This window comes from Streptomyces sp. WAC 01529, assembly GCF_003945545.1.
Taxonomy (GTDB): Bacteria; Actinomycetota; Actinomycetes; order Streptomycetales; family Streptomycetaceae; genus Streptomyces; species Streptomyces anatolicus.
Genome location: NZ_CP029617.1, coordinates 1,978,278 through 1,993,654, shown reverse-complemented (window position 1 = coordinate 1,993,654; position 15,377 = coordinate 1,978,278). Strand labels below are relative to the sequence as shown.

Here is a 15,377-nt window from a genome sequence, read left to right as displayed (position 1 = left end):
CGCTTGATCCGGGGCCCCCGTTCCGCTGTCCCGCAGCAGCCGGCGCCCGCGCTACCGCAAGCGTTGCGCGAGCGTCAGGATCCGCTGCGCGCCCTCCACCACCGCCCTGTCCACGAAGCGGCCGTCCGGCAGCGCGAGGGCGCCCTCGTCCGTCGCCGCCGCCTTGGTGATCTCCTCCGCCCGTTCGATCTCCTCGGCGGTGGGGAGGTAAGCCTGTTCGATCACCGGGAGCTGGCGGGGGTGGATCGCGCCGCGGCCGAGGAAACCGAGGGCGCGGCCCCGCGCGCAGGACGCCGCCAGGCCGTCGAGGTCGCGGGTGTCCGGGTACACCGACTGGCCGGGCGGGGCGAGCCCCGCCGCCCGCGCCGCCACCACCACGCGGGAGCGCGCCCAGTCCAGCCCCGCGTCCTCCCGTACGCCGAGGTCCGCGCGGAGGTCCGCCTCGCCGAGGGAGAGGCCGCGCAGCGCCGGGTGCGCGGTGGCGATGGCGAAGGCGTGTTCGAGGCCGAGCGCTGATTCGACGAGGGCGTGCAGGGTGGGGGAGCCGCCGTCGGCAGGGGCCGCGCGCTCCGCGACGCGGATGACGTCGGCGCGGGAGGCGACCTTGGGCAGGCGCAGCCCCGCCACGCCGGGGAGCGGGGCGATCGCGCGGAGGTCGGCGTCGGCCAGGGGGCTCTCCAGGGCGTTGACGCGGACGTGGACGGGGACGGGCGGCGGCTGCGGGTCGGAGAGGAGTTCCGCCGTCGCCGAGCGCGCGTACTCCTTGCGGTCGGGGGCGACCGCGTCCTCCAGGTCGACGATGACCGCGTCGGCGCCCGCGTGCAGGGCCTTGGCCACCACATCGGGCCGGTCGCCGGGAACGTAGAGCCAGGTCAGGGGGAGAGGCGGGGGGAGGGGCACGGGGAGGGGGAGGGAAGTGGTCACAGGGCGCCTTCCTTGCGGAGGAGGGTGATCTCCCGTTCGGTGAGGCCGAGTTCGGTCAGGACCGCGTCCGTGTCCGCGCCGTGCGGGCGCCCGGCCCAGTGGATCGCGCCGGGGGTGTCGGAGAGGCGGAAGAGAACGTTCTGCATGCGCAGCGGGCCCAGTTCCGGGTCGTCGACGGTGGTGAGCGTGGACAGGGCCTCGTACTGAGGGTCCGTCATGACGTCACGTACGTCCTGGATGGGGGCGACCGCCGCCTGTGCCTTCTCGAAGGCGTCGATCACCTCCGCGCGGGTGTGGCGGGCGATCCAGCCGCCGACCGCCTCGTCGAGGACGTCGGCGTGCCGGGCCCGGTCGGCGCCCGAGGCGAACCACGGCTCGGCGATCAGCTCCGGGCGGCCGACCAGGCGCATCAGGCGCTCCGCGATCGACTGGGCGGAGGTGGAGACCGCGACCCAGCGGCCGTCGGCGGTGCGGTAGGTGTTGCGGGGCGCGTTGTTCGTGGAGCGGTTGCCGGTGCGGGGCTGAACGTGGCCGAGCTGGTCGTACCAGAGCGGCTGGGGTCCGAGGACGGTGAGGATCGGCTCGATGATCGCCATGTCCACCACCTGCCCGCGTCCGGTGCGCTCACGTGCCGTCAGGGCCGTCATCACCGCGTACGCCGTGGCGAGGCCCGCGATCGAGTCGGCGAGGCCGAAGGGGGGCAGGGTCGGGGGCCCGTCGGGGTCGCCGGTGATCGCCGCGAAGCCGCTCATCGCCTCGGCGAGCGTGCCGAAGCCGGGGCGGCGGGCATAGGGGCCGAACTGGCCGAAGCCCGTGACGCGGGCAAGGACCAGACGGGGGTTGGCCTCGCTCAGCTCCTCCCAGCCGAGGTCCCACTTCTCCAGGGTGCCGGGGCGGAAGTTCTCCACGATCACGTCGGCGGTGGCGGCGAGGCGCAGGAGCGTGTCGCGGCCGCCGGGTGTGGACAGGTCCAGCGTCATCGTGCGCTTGTTGCGGCCGAGCAGCTTCCACCACAGGCCGACGCCGTCCTTCGACGGGCCGTGGCCGCGGGAGGGGTCGGGGCGAGTGGGGTGCTCGACCTTGACGACCTCCGCGCCGAAGTCGCCGAGCATCGTGGCGGCGAGGGGACCGGCGAAGAGGGTGGCCAGGTCGAGGACGCGCAGGCCGGCGAGGGGCGGGGGCGTGGGCGGCGGGGTCATGAGCGGGCGCCGTCCGTCGTGCCGGCGTCGGCGGCCTGGGTGTCGATCTCTTTGCGGTACGGCATGGAGGCCGATGCCCCCGGACGCTGCACGGAGAGCGCGGCCGCGGACGACGCCCAGGTGAGGGCGGACGGCACGGATCTGCCCTCGGCGAGCGCGACGGCGAGGGTCCCCGCGAAGGTGTCGCCCGCGCCGGTCGTGTCGACCGCGGTGACCCGGGGGGCGGGGACCGTGACCGGTTCGGCGCCGCGTGCCGCGTACAGGCTGCCCCGTGAGCCGAGGGTGATGATGACCTCGGGGACCTGGGAGAGGAGCGAGCGGGCGGCGGCCCGTGGGTCGTCCGTGATGCCGGTGAGGGTGGCGGCCTCGTGTTCGTTGGGCAGCAACAGGTCGGTGGCGGCGAGGAGTTCGTCGGACAGGTGCTGGGCGGGGGCGGGGGTGAGGACCGTGCGGACGCCGTGGCGGCGGGCGGCCCGGGCGGCGGCGAGTGCCCCCTTGGCCGGGATCTCCAGCTGGAGCAGCAGGGCGTTGGCGGAGCTGATCAGGGCCTCGTCGCCGGGGGTGAGGCCCTTGACGGTGCCGTTGGCGCCGGGGACGACGACGATCGAGTTGCCGCCCTCGTCGTCGACGACGATGTGCGCGGTGCCGGTCGGCGTCTCGACGGTCCGCAGCAGATCCGTGTCGACGCCGGAGTGTTCGAGCGTGGAGCGCAGCCGCGCGCCGAACGCGTCGGTGCCGACCGCGCCGATCATCGAGACGGTGGCGCCCGCGCGGGCCGCCGCGACGGCCTGGTTGGCGCCCTTGCCGCCGGGGATCGTACGGAACTCGTGGCCCGTCACGGTCTCACCGCGCCGCGGGGCCCTGGCGACGTACGCGACGAGGTCCATGTTGGCGCTGCCGAGTACGGCGATGTGGGGCTTCGGTGTCATGAGCGGTGTGCCTCCCGGGCGGTGAGTTCAGCGAGGGTGTCGAAGCCGATGCCGTCGAAGTCGCCCACGGACGTGGCCAGCCGGTTCTTGAGCGGGGCAGTCCAGCGTGCGGGGAGCACGTCCGGGTGGCCCGCGAGCAGGCCCGCGATCGAACCGGCGGTCGCGCCGTTCGAGTCGGTGTCCCAGCCGCCGGAGACGGCTCGGGTGAGGGAGCCCGTGAAGTCGCCGTCGGCGTGGGTGAGGGCGGCGGCGAGGAGGGCGGCGTTGGGGACGACGTGGACCCAGTGGTGGGTGGCGTGGGCGGCGTGCAGACGGTCCACGACCTCGTCGAAGCCCCTTGTTTCTGCCGCGAGTCGGATGCCGTGCCGGATGGCTCGGGCCAGTGGGGTGTCCGGCGGGATGGCGGCGAGTCCGGTGCGCAGGCAGTGGTGGATGTCCGTGCCCCCGGCCGCCGCCTCGGCGATCGTGGCCGCCGCGAACATGGCGCCGTGGACGCCGTCCGCCGTATGGGTCAGCGCCGCGTCCCGGCAGGCCTGTTCGGCGGCGGCCCCGGGGGCGCCGGGGTTGGTCCAGCCGTGGATGTCGGCGCGGATCAGGGCGCCGATCCACTCGCGGAAGGGGTTGCGGTGCGTGGCGGTGTGCGGGGGTTCGATGCCCTGGAGGAGGTTGCGGTACGCGACGCGCTCGGCGGTGAAGGTGCGGCCCGCGGGCAGCTCGTCCAGCCAGAGCCTGGCCACGTCCGTGGTGGTGAAGGACTTTCCGTGGCGCTGGAGCAGGAGGAGGTTCAGGAGGGGGTAGTTGAGGTCGTCGTCCTCGGGCATGCCGTCGATGTTCTCGGCGAGGCAGGTGTGCGCGGAGCGCTTGTTCCAGGGGTAGGCCGCCTTGAGCGCGGGCGGGACGCCCTTCTCCGTGAACCAGGTGTGCAGGGGCCAGTTCCCCGTCGCCTTGGCGAGGCTTCGGATGCCGGCGAGGGGGAGCTTCTCCACGGGCTTGCCGAGGAGGCAGCCCGCGGCCCGGCCCAGCCAGGCGGCGTGGAGGCGGGGGAGGAGGTCGTCCGGGGTCCTCGCTGGTGCACTGTCCCGGGGGGCGACGCCCCGCGGCACTTCCCCCGGCGAGGGGAGGGCCAGTTCGTCCAGGAGCTGTTCCGCCAGGGCGCGGAGGTGAGGCGGCGCCGGGGCAGGGGAGGCGCCCGCGCGGTCGGGGGCCAGGTGGCCGCCTGCCGCGAGCCAGCGGGAACGTACCGACGACACGTCACGCCCCTCCAGCTCCGCCTGGGCGAACTCATGACCGATCAGGTCCTCCGGCTGGACCCAGGTCAGGCGGATCACGGGGCGGCCGTCAGGGCGGCGAAGGCCGACTCGTGGGCGCGACGGCGGGCGGTGTCCCGGGCGAAGACCTCCTCGGCGACCTCCGTGAGGACCGCCGCCGGGGCGTGCAGGTCCAGGCGGCTGGCCTCGGCGACCCGCTTGGCCCACTCGTCGGGGATCGCGGCCTCCCCGCGCAGCGCGCCCACGATCGCGCCGCTCATCGTCGCGATCGAGTCGCAGTCACGGCCGTAGTTGACCGAGCCGAGGACCGTGCGGCGGTAGTCGGCCTCGCCGACCAGGAGCATGCCGAGGGCCACGGGCAGCTCCTCGATGGAGTGCAGGCGGGAGGGGCGGCGGGCGCCGAGGGACGGGAAGCGGTAGTCGGGGCCGACCGTGTCGAAGGGGGCGACGGCGGCGCGCAGGGGGGCCAGGGCCGTCTCGAAGTCCCGGTGGCGCGCGGCCACTTCGGCCACCGCCTCGATCGCCGCGCGCGTGCCGTCCTTGGCCAGCGCCAGGCACGCCTCGACGACCGAGTTCGCCGTCGCGCCGGGCGTGCAGGCCGCCGCCACGGCCGCCGCGAAGACGCCCGCCGCCTCGCGGCCGTACGAGGACTGGTGGGCGCCCGCGATGTCCAGGGCCTCGGCGTACGCGGCCTGCGGGTGCGCGGCGTTGACCAGGCCGACCGGTGCCATGTACATCGCGGCGCCGCAGTTGACGATGTTGCCGACGCCCGCCTCGCGCGGGTCGACATGGCCGTAGTGGAGGCGGGCGACGAGCCACTTCTCGGCGAGGAAGAGCCGGTGCAGGGGGATCGCCTCGGCCTCCAGCTCCGGGATCCAGCGCGGTGTCGTCATCAGGTCCGGCACGAGATGGCCGACGACGGCGTACGCGTCGAGGTGGTCGCGGACGGTGCCGTAGACCCGGACGAGCGCGTGCGTCAGCAAGGTGTCGTCGGTGACGTGGCCGTCGCCCTTGTGGTACGGCGCGATGGGGCGGGCGGTGCGCCACTGGTCGCCGTTCCAGGGGCCGACGATGCCCCGGACGCGGCCGCCGTGCCGCTCTGCGATCTGCTCGGGCGCGTACCCCTCGACGGGACCGCCGAGGGCGTCGCCGACGGCCGCGCCGACGAGGCTGCCGGTGATGCGGTCGGCCAGACCGATCGCGCTACCTGTGGGCTTCGTGGGCTGCATGGGCTTCATGCCGGAATTGTCCACCTGGGGCGGCCAGTTCTGTGTGTGCCAGGTGCCCGGCGAGTTCCACCAGGTCGGTGCCGGCGAGGCGGGGGAGCGTGCAGCCGGAGAGGGTCCGGCAGGTCGCGCGCCAGGCCTCGGGGATCGCGGCCGCAGTGCCGAGGACGCCGGTCAGCGCTCCGGCGAGGGCGGGCGCCGAGTCCGCGACGCGGGAGAGACAGGCGGCGGCGGGCACGGCCTCGCGGATGCGGCCGCGCGCGGCGGTGGCCAGGGCGAGGGCCACCGGAACGGTCTCGGCGGCGGCGATGCCGTAGCTGTACACGTGGTCGACGATCTGATGTTCAAGGAGTGGTACGAGGTCGAAGGCGCACTCGGCGTCGTGGGCGAGCTTCACCGCGTGCCGGGCGTTGCGGCCGATCTCGGTGTGCTCGGGGAGCTGGGCGAGCGCGGCGTCCACCGCCTGCTCGACGTCGGCGCCGCCGAGGGCCGCCGCGATCGCCGCGGCCATCGCGCGGGCGCCGTGCGTGCCGTCGCCGTCCTGGGTGTAGCGGGCGTCGAACTCCGCGAGGGCGGCGGCCCGTTCGGGGTCGCCGGGGTGGACGAGGGCGAGCACGCAGGCGCGTACGCAGGCGGCGTCGTCGAAGAAGTGCGGGTTGTCGTGGCCGGTGGCGGGCGGGCGCAGGCCCGCGGCGAGGTTGCCGAGGCCCGCGCGTACGGAGATGCGGGCGCGCAGGGGGAGTACGGCGGACTCCACCTCGGGGGCGCGGGCCGCGGCGGCGGCGACCTCGGCGGCGAGGGTGGACCAGGCGAGGTCCAGGGCGGCGCGGACCCTGCGGTCCGGGGGCAGACCGGGGTCCAGGGTGCCGTCCGCCGCGCGGAGCAGGGACTCGGCGGTGAAGGCGGCCCATTCGGCGTCGTCGGAGGGGCCGAGGCGCAGGGGCTCGGGGGGCTGGTTCAGGGCGATGGGGACGGGGAGGGTGGTGGTGGCGTTCTGCTCGGCGAAGGTGTCCAGTTCGCGGGTGAGGCGGCGGGTCCACTCGGGCATGCGGGCGGCCCGGTGCCGAGCCGCGGGCCAGCCGGCGGCGTCGCCTGCGGACAGCCCTAGGAGCAGGCCTTCGATGCGGGGGCCCGCTTGGTCGGCACCCGGCGCCGGGGGCTGTGCCCACCCGTTCCGCCCTGCGGAACGCCTGCCCACAGCGGAAGCGGCACGGCCCACGGCGGGAGCGGCGCGGCCCACAGCGGGTGCGGCGGGTGCGGTGGGAACAGCGGTGCGGGCGGGCGTCGGCTGGTCTTTCGGTTCGCTGGATGGCGCGGGGTGAACGGGTGGGTGGGTGGGAGGGATCCGCCGCGAAGCGGCGGGGTTGTCGGGGTTCACGAGGGCTCCCCCACAGGAAGGAGAAGCTCCGCCACGTCCAGGACGTGATGCCCCCGCATGGACGGCAGACAGCTCCCCCGCGCGGGCCCGATCGCCAGGGCCCACGGCTCGGGGATGGAGGAGGCCCCGCACGTCGCCCCGGCGAGCGCCCCCGCGACCGCCGCCGTCGTATCGGCGTCCCGCCCCATGTTCACCGCGGAAAGCACCGCGCAGCGAAAGTCGCCGCGCGCCGCCGCGTACGCCCCGAAGGCGAGCCCCACCGCCTCCGGCGCGAGGTCGGTCCAGGGGTAACCCCCGATCACCACCGCGGAGCGGACCGCGCGCTCGCCCCGGTGGGCGACCGTGACCGCCCGCCGCAGCGAGCGTGACGTCCAGGAGTCGTCCGGGATGACGGAGAGGGCCGCCGTCACGACGGCGTCCACCCGCGCGCCCGCCATCGCCGCCGCCACCCCCGCCGCGACCGCCTGCCCGCCGTAGATGCCCTCCCCGTCATGGCTGACCGAGCCGTCGACGGCGATCAGCCTGGCCGCCTCCGCGGGGCGCCCCGCGGCGAAGACGCCGAAGGGAGCGGCCCGCATCGCGAGGCCGTCGCTCCAGGCGTGCCGGTGCTGGGCCGAGATGGGCGCGGCGAGGCCGCGGCGCAGGTTCTCCAGCGTGCCGCGCTCGCTGAAGCCGGCGCCGCAAAACGGCCCCTCGTCCAGGTCGGCGATCCACTGGTGCCAGGCGGCCTCGACGTGCGCGACGGTGAGCGCGGAGCCGTGCCGGGCGAGCAGCAGCCCCGAGAAGATCGCGTACTCGGTGTCGTCCGTGCCCGCCGGGTTCTCGGTGACGTATCCGGTGATGCGGCCCCAACGGGCCCGGATCTCGGACGGTTTCATGTTCTCCGCGGGTGCGCCGAGCGCGTCGCCGACCGCGAGGCCGAGCAGCGCGCCGCGCGCCCGTTCGCGGAGGTCGGCGGCGTCGCCGGGCGCCGGTACCGAGGGAACGCATGCGGTGGACGCCATGCCGTGCCTCCCTGTTGCGCGGACCGCTGGATGCGGTGCTTGATGCATCCCTGCCACGCCGGGTGCTCACACGAGCGTCCGACGGCTCAGATCACTCCTTCGCGCCTGGGATCGCCATGGGCCAGGGCCTCCGGACCCACCTCCGCGGTGCCCCCGCCAAGGCGCGTTTTCGCAGGTAAGTACGGCCTTCCTTGCTGGCGGAAGATTTTTTTCGGGCGTACTTTCGACGTCGTCCAAACATTGAGGGGGTCCACACCATGGCGATCATCGAGACCGAAGCGACGCTGCACGAGGCGCACCGCGACAACCACACCCACCGTGACGTCAACGGCGGCTGGCTGCGCCCCGCCGTCTTCGGCGCCATGGACGGACTCGTCTCCAATCTGGCGCTGATGACGGGTGTCGCGGGCGGCTCGGTCTCGCAGCAGACCCTCGTCATCACCGGCCTCGCGGGGCTCGCCGCGGGCGCCTTCTCCATGGCGGCCGGCGAGTACACCTCCGTCGCCTCGCAGCGCGAGCTGGTCCAGGCCGAACTGGACATCGAGCGCCGGGAGTTGCGCAAGCACCCCAAGGACGAGGAGCGGGAGCTGGCCGCGCTGTACGAGTCGCGGGGCGTCGAGCCGGGGCTCGCCCGCGAGGTCGCCCGGCAGCTCTCCAAGGATCCCGAGCAGGCCCTGGAGATCCACGCCCGCGAGGAGCTGGGCATCGACCCGGGCGGCCTGCCGTCGCCGGCCGTCGCGGCCGTGTCCTCGTTCGGCGCGTTCGCGCTGGGCGCCCTGCTCCCCGTACTGCCGTATCTGCTCGGTGCCACCGCGCTGTGGCCCGCCCTGCTGCTCGCGCTCATCGGGCTCTTCGCCTGCGGCGCGGTGGTCGCCAAGGTGACCGCGCGGTCGTGGTGGTTCAGCGGACTGCGCCAGCTGGCGCTCGGCGGGGCGGCCGCGGGTGTGACGTACGCCCTGGGCAGTCTGTTCGGTACGGCCGTAGGATGAGGCGGTGCAGAGCTATGCGGGGTCTTGCATAAGTAGCCGTTACTCGGCGGTTTCGAATACGTGATCACCGGGCATGAGCCGTAAGCGCTGCGGGCAATGAGGCCTGTGGCGCACAGGGCCCTCGGTCATGGATCTGTCCGCAAAGGTCCCCTTCGAACCGCTCCCACCTTCTTGAGCGGTGTCCACATGTTGGAATGAGCTATCCGCTTTTCGAGAAGCGTTCCATCATGTAACCTGCACGAAATTTCGCCAGGGCCAACGTCGTCCCTCGCCTCTTGCATATGCCACGACGACGACGGGAGTGCCGATGCGTACCCACGCCTGGTCGCCCATGGACGGTCGCCCCGCCCCCCAGGGGATGTACGACCCCCGTAACGAACACGACGCCTGCGGTGTCGGGTTCGTGGCCACCCTGACCGGTGTTGCCAGCCATGACCTGGTCGAACAGGCGCTGACGGTACTGCGCAACCTCGAACACCGCGGCGCCACCGGCTCCGAGCCCGACTCGGGTGACGGCGCCGGCATCCTCCTCCAGGTGCCCGACGCGTTCCTGCGCGAGGTGGCCGGATTCGAGCTTCCCGCGGCCGGCGCCTACGCCGTCGGCATCGCCTTCCTGCCCGTCGACACCGCGGGCACCACCGACGCCGCCGTCTCACAGATCGAGACGATCGCCTCCGAAGAGGGGCTGACCGTCCTCGGCTGGCGCGATGTGCCCGTCGCCCCCGAACTCCTCGGCGCCACCGCCCGCGCGACCATGCCGGTCTTCCGCCAGGTCTTCGTCGCCGACGGCGAGAGCACCGGCCTGGAGCTGGACCGCAAGGCGTTCCTGCTGCGCAAGCGCGCCGAGCGCGAGGCCGGGACGTACTTCCCCTCGCTCTCCGCCCGCACCATCGTCTACAAGGGCATGCTCACCACCGGCCAGCTGGAGCCGTTCTTCCCCGACCTGTCCGACCGCCGCTTCGCCACGGCGATCGCGCTCGTCCACTCCCGCTTCTCCACGAACACGTTCCCGAGCTGGCCGCTCGCACACCCCTACCGCTTCGTCGCGCACAACGGCGAGATCAACACCGTCAAGGGCAACCGCAACTGGATGCGCGCCCGTGAGTCGCAGCTCGCCTCGGACCTCTTCGGCGCCGAGAAGCTGGACCGGATCTTCCCGATCTGCACGCCGGACGCCTCCGACTCCGCCTCCTTCGACGAGGTCCTGGAACTCCTGCACCTCGGCGGCCGCTCGCTGCCGCACTCCGTGCTGATGATGATCCCGGAGGCCTGGGAGAACCACGCCTCCATGGACCCGGCCCGGCGTGCCTTCTACCAGTACCACTCCACGCAGATGGAGCCCTGGGACGGCCCGGCCTGCGTCACCTTCACCGACGGCACCCAGGTCGGCGCGGTCCTCGACCGCAACGGCCTGCGCCCCGGCCGCTACTGGGTCACCGACGACGGCCTCGTCGTCCTCGGCTCCGAGGTCGGCGTCCTCGACATCGACCCCGCGAAGGTCGTCCGCAAGGGCCGCCTCCAGCCCGGCCGGATGTTCCTCGTCGACACCGCCGAGCACCGCATCGTCGAGGACGACGAGATCAAGGCCGCCCTCGCCGCCGAGAAGCCGTACCAGGAGTGGCTGGAGACCGGCGAGATCGAGCTGTCCGACCTGCCCGAGCGCGAGCACATCGTGCACACGCACGCCTCCGTCACGCGCCGCCAGCAGACCTTCGGCTACACCGAGGAAGAGCTGCGGATCATCCTCGCGCCGATGGCCAAGACCGGCGGCGAGCCGCTCGGCTCCATGGGCACGGACACCCCGATCGCGGCACTCTCCGAGCGCCCGCGCCTCATCTTCGACTACTTCACGCAGCTGTTCGCGCAGGTCACCAACCCGCCGCTGGACGCCATCCGCGAAGAGCTGGTCACCTCCCTGCACTCCTCCCTCGGCCCGCAGGGCAACCTCCTGGAGCCGACCGCCGCCTCCTGTCGAAGCGTCACCCTGCCCTTCCCGGTGATCGACAACGACGAGCTGGCCAAGCTCATCCACATCAACGCCGACGGCGACATGCCCGGCATGAAGGCCGTGACGCTCTCCGGCCTCTACCGCGTCGGCGGTGGCGGCGACGCGCTGGCCGCCCGCATCGACGAGATCTGCGCCGAGGCCGACGCCGCCATCGAGGCGGGCGCCCGCCTGATCGTGCTCTCCGACCGGCACTCGGACGCCGAGCACGCGCCGATCCCCTCGCTGCTGCTCACCTCGGCCGTCCACCACCACCTCATCCGCACCAAGCAGCGCACCCAGGTGGGCCTGCTCGTCGAGGCGGGCGACGTCCGCGAGGTCCACCACGTGGCCCTCCTCATCGGCTACGGCGCCGCGGCCGTCAACCCGTACCTCGCGATGGAGTCCGTCGAGGACCTCGTCCGCGCGGGGACGTTCCTGCCCGGCATCGAGCCCGAGCAGGCCATCCGGAACCTGATCTACGCGCTCGGCAAGGGCGTCCTGAAGGTCATGTCCAAGATGGGCATCTCCACCGTCGCCTCCTACCGCGGCGCCCAGGTCTTCGAGGCCATCGGCCTCGACCAGGCCTTCGTGGAGCGGTACTTCAGCGGCACGACGACGAAGATCGGCGGCGCCGGTCTCGACGTCATCGCCCAGGAGGTCGCCGCCCGGCACGCCAAGGCCTACCCGGCCTCCGGCATCCCCTCGGCGCACCGCGCCCTGGACATAGGGGGCGAGTACCAGTGGCGCCGCGAGGGCGAGCCGCACCTGTTCGACCCCGAGACGGTCTTCCGCCTCCAGCACTCCACGCGCAGCCGCCGCTACGACATCTTCAAGCAGTACACGGGCCGCGTGAACGAGCAGTCCGAGCGCCTGATGACGCTGCGCGGCCTCTTCGGCTTCAAGTCCGGCCGCCCCTCGATCTCCCTCGACGAGGTCGAGCCCGCCTCCGAGATCGTCAAGCGGTTCTCCACCGGCGCCATGTCGTACGGCTCGATCTCCCGCGAGGCGCACGAGACCCTCGCCATCGCCATGAACCAGCTGGGCGGCAAGTCCAACACCGGTGAGGGCGGCGAGGACCCCGACCGCCTCTACGACCCGGCGCGCCGCTCCTCCATCAAGCAGGTCGCCTCCGGCCGCTTCGGTGTGACCAGCGAGTACCTCGTCAACGCCGACGACATCCAGATCAAGATGGCGCAGGGCGCCAAGCCCGGCGAGGGCGGCCAGCTGCCGGGCCACAAGGTCTACCCGTGGGTCGCCAAGACGCGGCACTCGACGCCCGGCGTCGGCCTCATCTCGCCGCCGCCGCACCACGACATCTACTCCATCGAAGACCTCGCCCAGCTCATCCACGACCTGAAGAACGCCAACCCGCAGGCCCGCATCCACGTGAAGCTGGTCTCCGAGGTCGGCGTCGGCACGGTCGCCGCGGGCGTCTCCAAGGCCCACGCGGACGTCGTCCTCATCTCCGGCCACGACGGCGGTACGGGCGCCTCGCCGCTGACCTCGCTCAAGCACGCGGGCGGCCCCTGGGAGCTGGGCCTCGCCGAGACCCAGCAGACCCTGCTCCTCAACGGCCTGCGGGACCGCATCGTCGTACAGACCGACGGCCAGCTGAAGACCGGCCGCGACGTGATCATCGCCGCGCTGCTCGGCGCCGAGGAGTTCGGTTTCGCGACCGCGCCGCTCGTCGTCTCGGGCTGCGTCATGATGCGCGTCTGCCACCTGGACACCTGCCCCGTCGGCATCGCCACGCAGAACCCCGCGCTGCGCGAGCGCTTCTCCGGCAAGGCCGAGTACATCGTGAACTTCTTCGAGTTCATCGCCGAAGAGGTCCGTGAGATCCTCGCCGAGCTGGGCTTCCGCTCCATCGAGGAGGCCGTCGGCCACGCCGAACTCCTCGACACCGAGAAGGCCGTCAAGCACTGGAAGGCGCAGGGCCTGGACCTGGAGCCGCTCTTCCACGTGCCGTCGCTGCCCGTGGGCGCCGTCCGGCACCAGATCACGGTCCAGGACCACGGCCTGGAGAAGGCGCTCGACAACGAGCTGATCAAGCTCTCCGCCGACGCGCTCGCCGCCTCCAGCGCCACCGACGCGCAGCCCGTGCGCGCCCAGGTCGCCATCCGCAACATCAACCGCACGGTCGGCACCATGCTCGGCCACGAGGTGACGAAGAAGTTCGGCGGCGCGGGTCTGCCCGACGACACCATCGACATCACCTTCACCGGCTCGGCGGGCCAGTCCTTCGGCGCGTTCGTGCCGCGCGGTGTCACCCTGCGCCTGGAGGGCGACGCCAACGACTACGTCGGCAAGGGCCTCTCCGGCGGCCGCATCATCGTCCGCCCGGACCGCGGCGCCGACCACCTCGCCGAGTACTCGACGATCGCCGGCAACACCATCGCGTACGGCGCGACCGGCGGCGAGCTGTTCCTGCGGGGCCGCACCGGCGAGCGCTTCTGCGTCCGCAACTCCGGGGCGACCGTGGTCTCCGAGGGCGTGGGCGACCACGGCTGCGAGTACATGACCGGTGGCCACGCGGTGGTCCTCGGCGAGACGGGACGCAACTTCGCGGCCGGCATGTCCGGCGGCATCGCGTACGTCATCGACCTGGACCGCGACAACGTCAACGCCGGGAACCTCGCGGCCGTCGAGCCGCTCGACGACACCGACAAGCAGTGGCTGCACGACGTGGTGCGCCGCCACCAGGAGGAGACGGGCTCGACCGTCGCCGAGAAGCTGCTCGCCGAGTGGGACGCCTCCGTGGAGCGCTTCAGCAGGATCATCCCCAGCACGTACAAGGCAGTGCTCGCCGCCAAGGACGCCGCCGAGCGAGCCGGTCTCTCCGAGGCCGAGATCACCGAGAAGATGATGGAGGCGGCGACCAATGGCTGATCCCAAGGGCTTTTTGAACCACGGCCGTGAGGTCGCCAAGACCCGCCCGGTGGGCGAGCGGGTGCGGGACTGGAACGAGGTCTACGTTCCCGGGTCCCTGCTGCCGATCATCTCCAAGCAGGCCTCGCGCTGCATGGACTGCGGCATCCCCTTCTGCCACAACGGCTGTCCGCTCGGGAACCTCATCCCCGAGTGGAACGACTTCGCCTACCGCGAGGACTGGTCGGCCGCGCAGGAGCGCCTGCACGCCACGAACAATTTCCCGGAGTTCACGGGCCGTCTCTGCCCGGCCCCGTGCGAGTCGGCGTGCGTGCTCGGCATCAACCAGCCCGCCGTCACCATCAAGAACGTCGAGGTCTCCATCATCGACCAGGCGTGGGACCGCGGCGACGTGGCGCCCCAGGCCCCGGAGCGCCTCTCCGGCAAGACGGTCGCGGTCATCGGCTCGGGCCCCGCGGGCCTCGCCGCCGCCCAGCAGCTGACCCGCGCCGGTCACACGGTCGCCGTCTACGAGCGCGCCGACCGCATCGGCGGCCTGCTGCGCTACGGCATCCCCGAGTTCAAGATGGAGAAGCGGCACATCAACCGCCGTATCGAGCAGATGCGCGCGGAGGGCACCAAGTTCCGCACCGGCGTGGAGATCGGCCGGGACATCGACGCGATGAAGCTGCGCAAGCGGTACGACGCCGTGGTCATCGCCGCCGGTGCCACCATCTCCCGCGACCTGCCCGTCCCGGGCCGCGACCTGAACGGCATCCACTTCGCCATGGAGTACCTGCCGCTCGCCAACAAGGTGCAGGAGGGCGACTTCGTGGCGCCCCCCATCACCGCCGAGGGCAAGCACGTCGTCGTCATCGGCGGCGGCGACACGGGCGCGGACTGCGTGGGCACCGCCCACCGCCAGGGCGCGGCCTCCGTGACGCAGCTGGAGATCATGCCGAAGCCGGGCGAGGACCGCGCGCCGCACCAGCCGTGGCCGACCTTCCCCATGCTCTACAAGGTCACCTCCGCGCACGAGGAGGGCGGCGAGCGCGTCTACTCCGTCTCGACCACGCACTTCGAGGGCGACGAGGACGGCAACGTCCAGTTCCTGCACCTGGTCGAGGTCGAGTTCATCGACGGCAAGCTGACCCAGAAGCCGGGAACCGAGCGGAAGATCCCCGCCCAGCTGGTCACCCTCGCGATGGGCTTCACCGGCACCGACCGCGAGAACGGCCTGGTGGAGCAGTTCGCCCTGGACCTCGACGAGCGCGGCAACGTGGCGCGCGACGCCGACTTCCAGACGAACGTGCCCGGTGTCTTCGTCGCCGGTGACGCCGGCCGCGGCCAGTCGCTCATCGTCTGGGCGATCGCCGAGGGCCGTTCGGCGGCCCGCGGTGTTGACCGCTTCCTCACCGGTGCGAGTGATCTTCCGGCCCCGATCCGCCCGACGGACCGCGCCTTGATGGCGTAGCCCCGTCCCCCATACGTCCCGTACAACGGCGTACGGAACTGACGCGGCGCCCGCCTTGTCCCCGACCGGACCAGGGCGGGCGCCGTCGTGTGACGTCTGGGTTGCATGGTGCGCAACGGCATCTGCGCATG

General features: G+C 72.8%; 10 protein-coding genes. 3 read left to right on the top strand and 7 right to left on the bottom strand.

Annotated features, from left to right (window positions below):
• Nucleotides 1-51 precede the first annotated feature (51 nt).
• The 7 genes from DMA15_RS09005 to DMA15_RS08975 all read right to left on the bottom strand — a co-directional run bounded on the left by DMA15_RS09005 (nucleotide 52) and on the right by DMA15_RS08975 (nucleotide 7,928).
• Nucleotides 52-924: a CoA ester lyase gene (locus tag DMA15_RS09005; protein WP_240659722.1), complete on the bottom strand. Its 873-nt coding sequence runs from the start codon at nucleotides 922-924 to the stop codon at nucleotides 52-54.
• Nucleotides 921-2,123 carry a CoA transferase gene (locus DMA15_RS09000; RefSeq protein WP_125512248.1) on the bottom strand — a complete coding sequence of 401 codons (1,203 nt, stop codon included), beginning with the start codon at nucleotides 2,121-2,123 and terminating at the stop codon, nucleotides 921-923. The genes DMA15_RS09005 and DMA15_RS09000 overlap by 4 nt, the downstream gene beginning before the upstream one ends.
• Entirely contained in the window at nucleotides 2,120-3,052 is a 933-nt protein-coding gene (rbsK, locus tag DMA15_RS08995) for a ribokinase (RefSeq protein ID WP_125512246.1), read from the bottom strand. The genes DMA15_RS09000 and rbsK overlap by 4 nt, the downstream gene beginning before the upstream one ends.
• Complete coding sequence (locus DMA15_RS08990) at nucleotides 3,049-4,380, bottom strand: ADP-ribosylglycohydrolase family protein (RefSeq protein ID WP_125512245.1); 1,332 nt, start codon at nucleotides 4,378-4,380, stop codon at nucleotides 3,049-3,051. The genes rbsK and DMA15_RS08990 overlap by 4 nt, the downstream gene beginning before the upstream one ends.
• Nucleotides 4,377-5,549 (bottom strand): ADP-ribosylglycohydrolase family protein, encoded by a 1,173-nt coding sequence (locus tag DMA15_RS08985; RefSeq protein ID WP_125517483.1) that lies wholly within the window; start codon nucleotides 5,547-5,549, stop codon nucleotides 4,377-4,379. The genes DMA15_RS08990 and DMA15_RS08985 overlap by 4 nt, the downstream gene beginning before the upstream one ends.
• Nucleotides 5,524-6,786: an ADP-ribosylglycohydrolase family protein gene (locus DMA15_RS08980; protein ID WP_125517486.1), complete on the bottom strand. Its 1,263-nt coding sequence runs from the start codon at nucleotides 6,784-6,786 to the stop codon at nucleotides 5,524-5,526. Before DMA15_RS08980 ends, DMA15_RS08985 begins: the two co-directional genes overlap by 26 nt.
• A 134-nt stretch (nucleotides 6,787-6,920) precedes the next feature.
• A complete protein-coding gene (locus DMA15_RS08975) occupies nucleotides 6,921-7,928 on the bottom strand; it encodes an ADP-ribosylglycohydrolase family protein (protein WP_125512243.1) in 1,008 nt (335 codons plus the stop codon).
• A 257-nt stretch (nucleotides 7,929-8,185) separates the two neighbouring features.
• Between DMA15_RS08975 and DMA15_RS08970 the strand changes: the two genes are divergently transcribed.
• The 3 genes from DMA15_RS08970 (at nucleotide 8,186) to DMA15_RS08960 (ending at nucleotide 15,246) form a co-directional block, all read left to right on the top strand.
• Entirely contained in the window at nucleotides 8,186-8,917 is a 732-nt protein-coding gene (locus tag DMA15_RS08970; protein WP_125512241.1) for a VIT1/CCC1 transporter family protein, read from the top strand.
• A gap of 307 nt (nucleotides 8,918-9,224) precedes the next feature.
• Nucleotides 9,225-13,793 carry a glutamate synthase large subunit gene (gene gltB / locus DMA15_RS08965; protein ID WP_125512239.1) on the top strand — a complete coding sequence of 1,523 codons (4,569 nt, stop codon included), beginning with the start codon at nucleotides 9,225-9,227 and terminating at the stop codon, nucleotides 13,791-13,793.
• On the top strand, nucleotides 13,786-15,246 hold the full coding sequence (locus DMA15_RS08960) for a glutamate synthase subunit beta (protein ID WP_125512238.1): 1,461 nt from the start codon (nucleotides 13,786-13,788) through the stop codon (nucleotides 15,244-15,246). Before gltB ends, DMA15_RS08960 begins: the two co-directional genes overlap by 8 nt.
• The last annotated feature ends 131 nt before the right edge of the window (nucleotides 15,247-15,377 follow it).

Bases quoted from the DNA above. Each gene is read 5' to 3' on its own strand.
- DMA15_RS09000 (WP_125512248.1), bottom strand. From the start codon at position 2,123: ATGACCCCGCCGCCCACGCCCCCGCCCCTCGCCGGCCTGCGCGTCCTC.
- rbsK (WP_125512246.1), bottom strand. From the start codon at position 3,052: ATGACACCGAAGCCCCACATCGCCGTACTCGGCAGCGCCAACATGGAC.
- DMA15_RS08985 (WP_125517483.1), bottom strand. From the start codon at position 5,549: ATGCAGCCCACGAAGCCCACAGGTAGCGCGATCGGTCTGGCCGACCGC.
- DMA15_RS08975 (WP_125512243.1), bottom strand. From the start codon at position 7,928: ATGGCGTCCACCGCATGCGTTCCCTCGGTACCGGCGCCCGGCGACGCC.
- DMA15_RS08970 (WP_125512241.1), top strand. From the start codon at position 8,186: ATGGCGATCATCGAGACCGAAGCGACGCTGCACGAGGCGCACCGCGAC.
- gltB (WP_125512239.1), top strand. From the start codon at position 9,225: ATGCGTACCCACGCCTGGTCGCCCATGGACGGTCGCCCCGCCCCCCAG.
- DMA15_RS08960 (WP_125512238.1), top strand. From the start codon at position 13,786: ATGGCTGATCCCAAGGGCTTTTTGAACCACGGCCGTGAGGTCGCCAAG.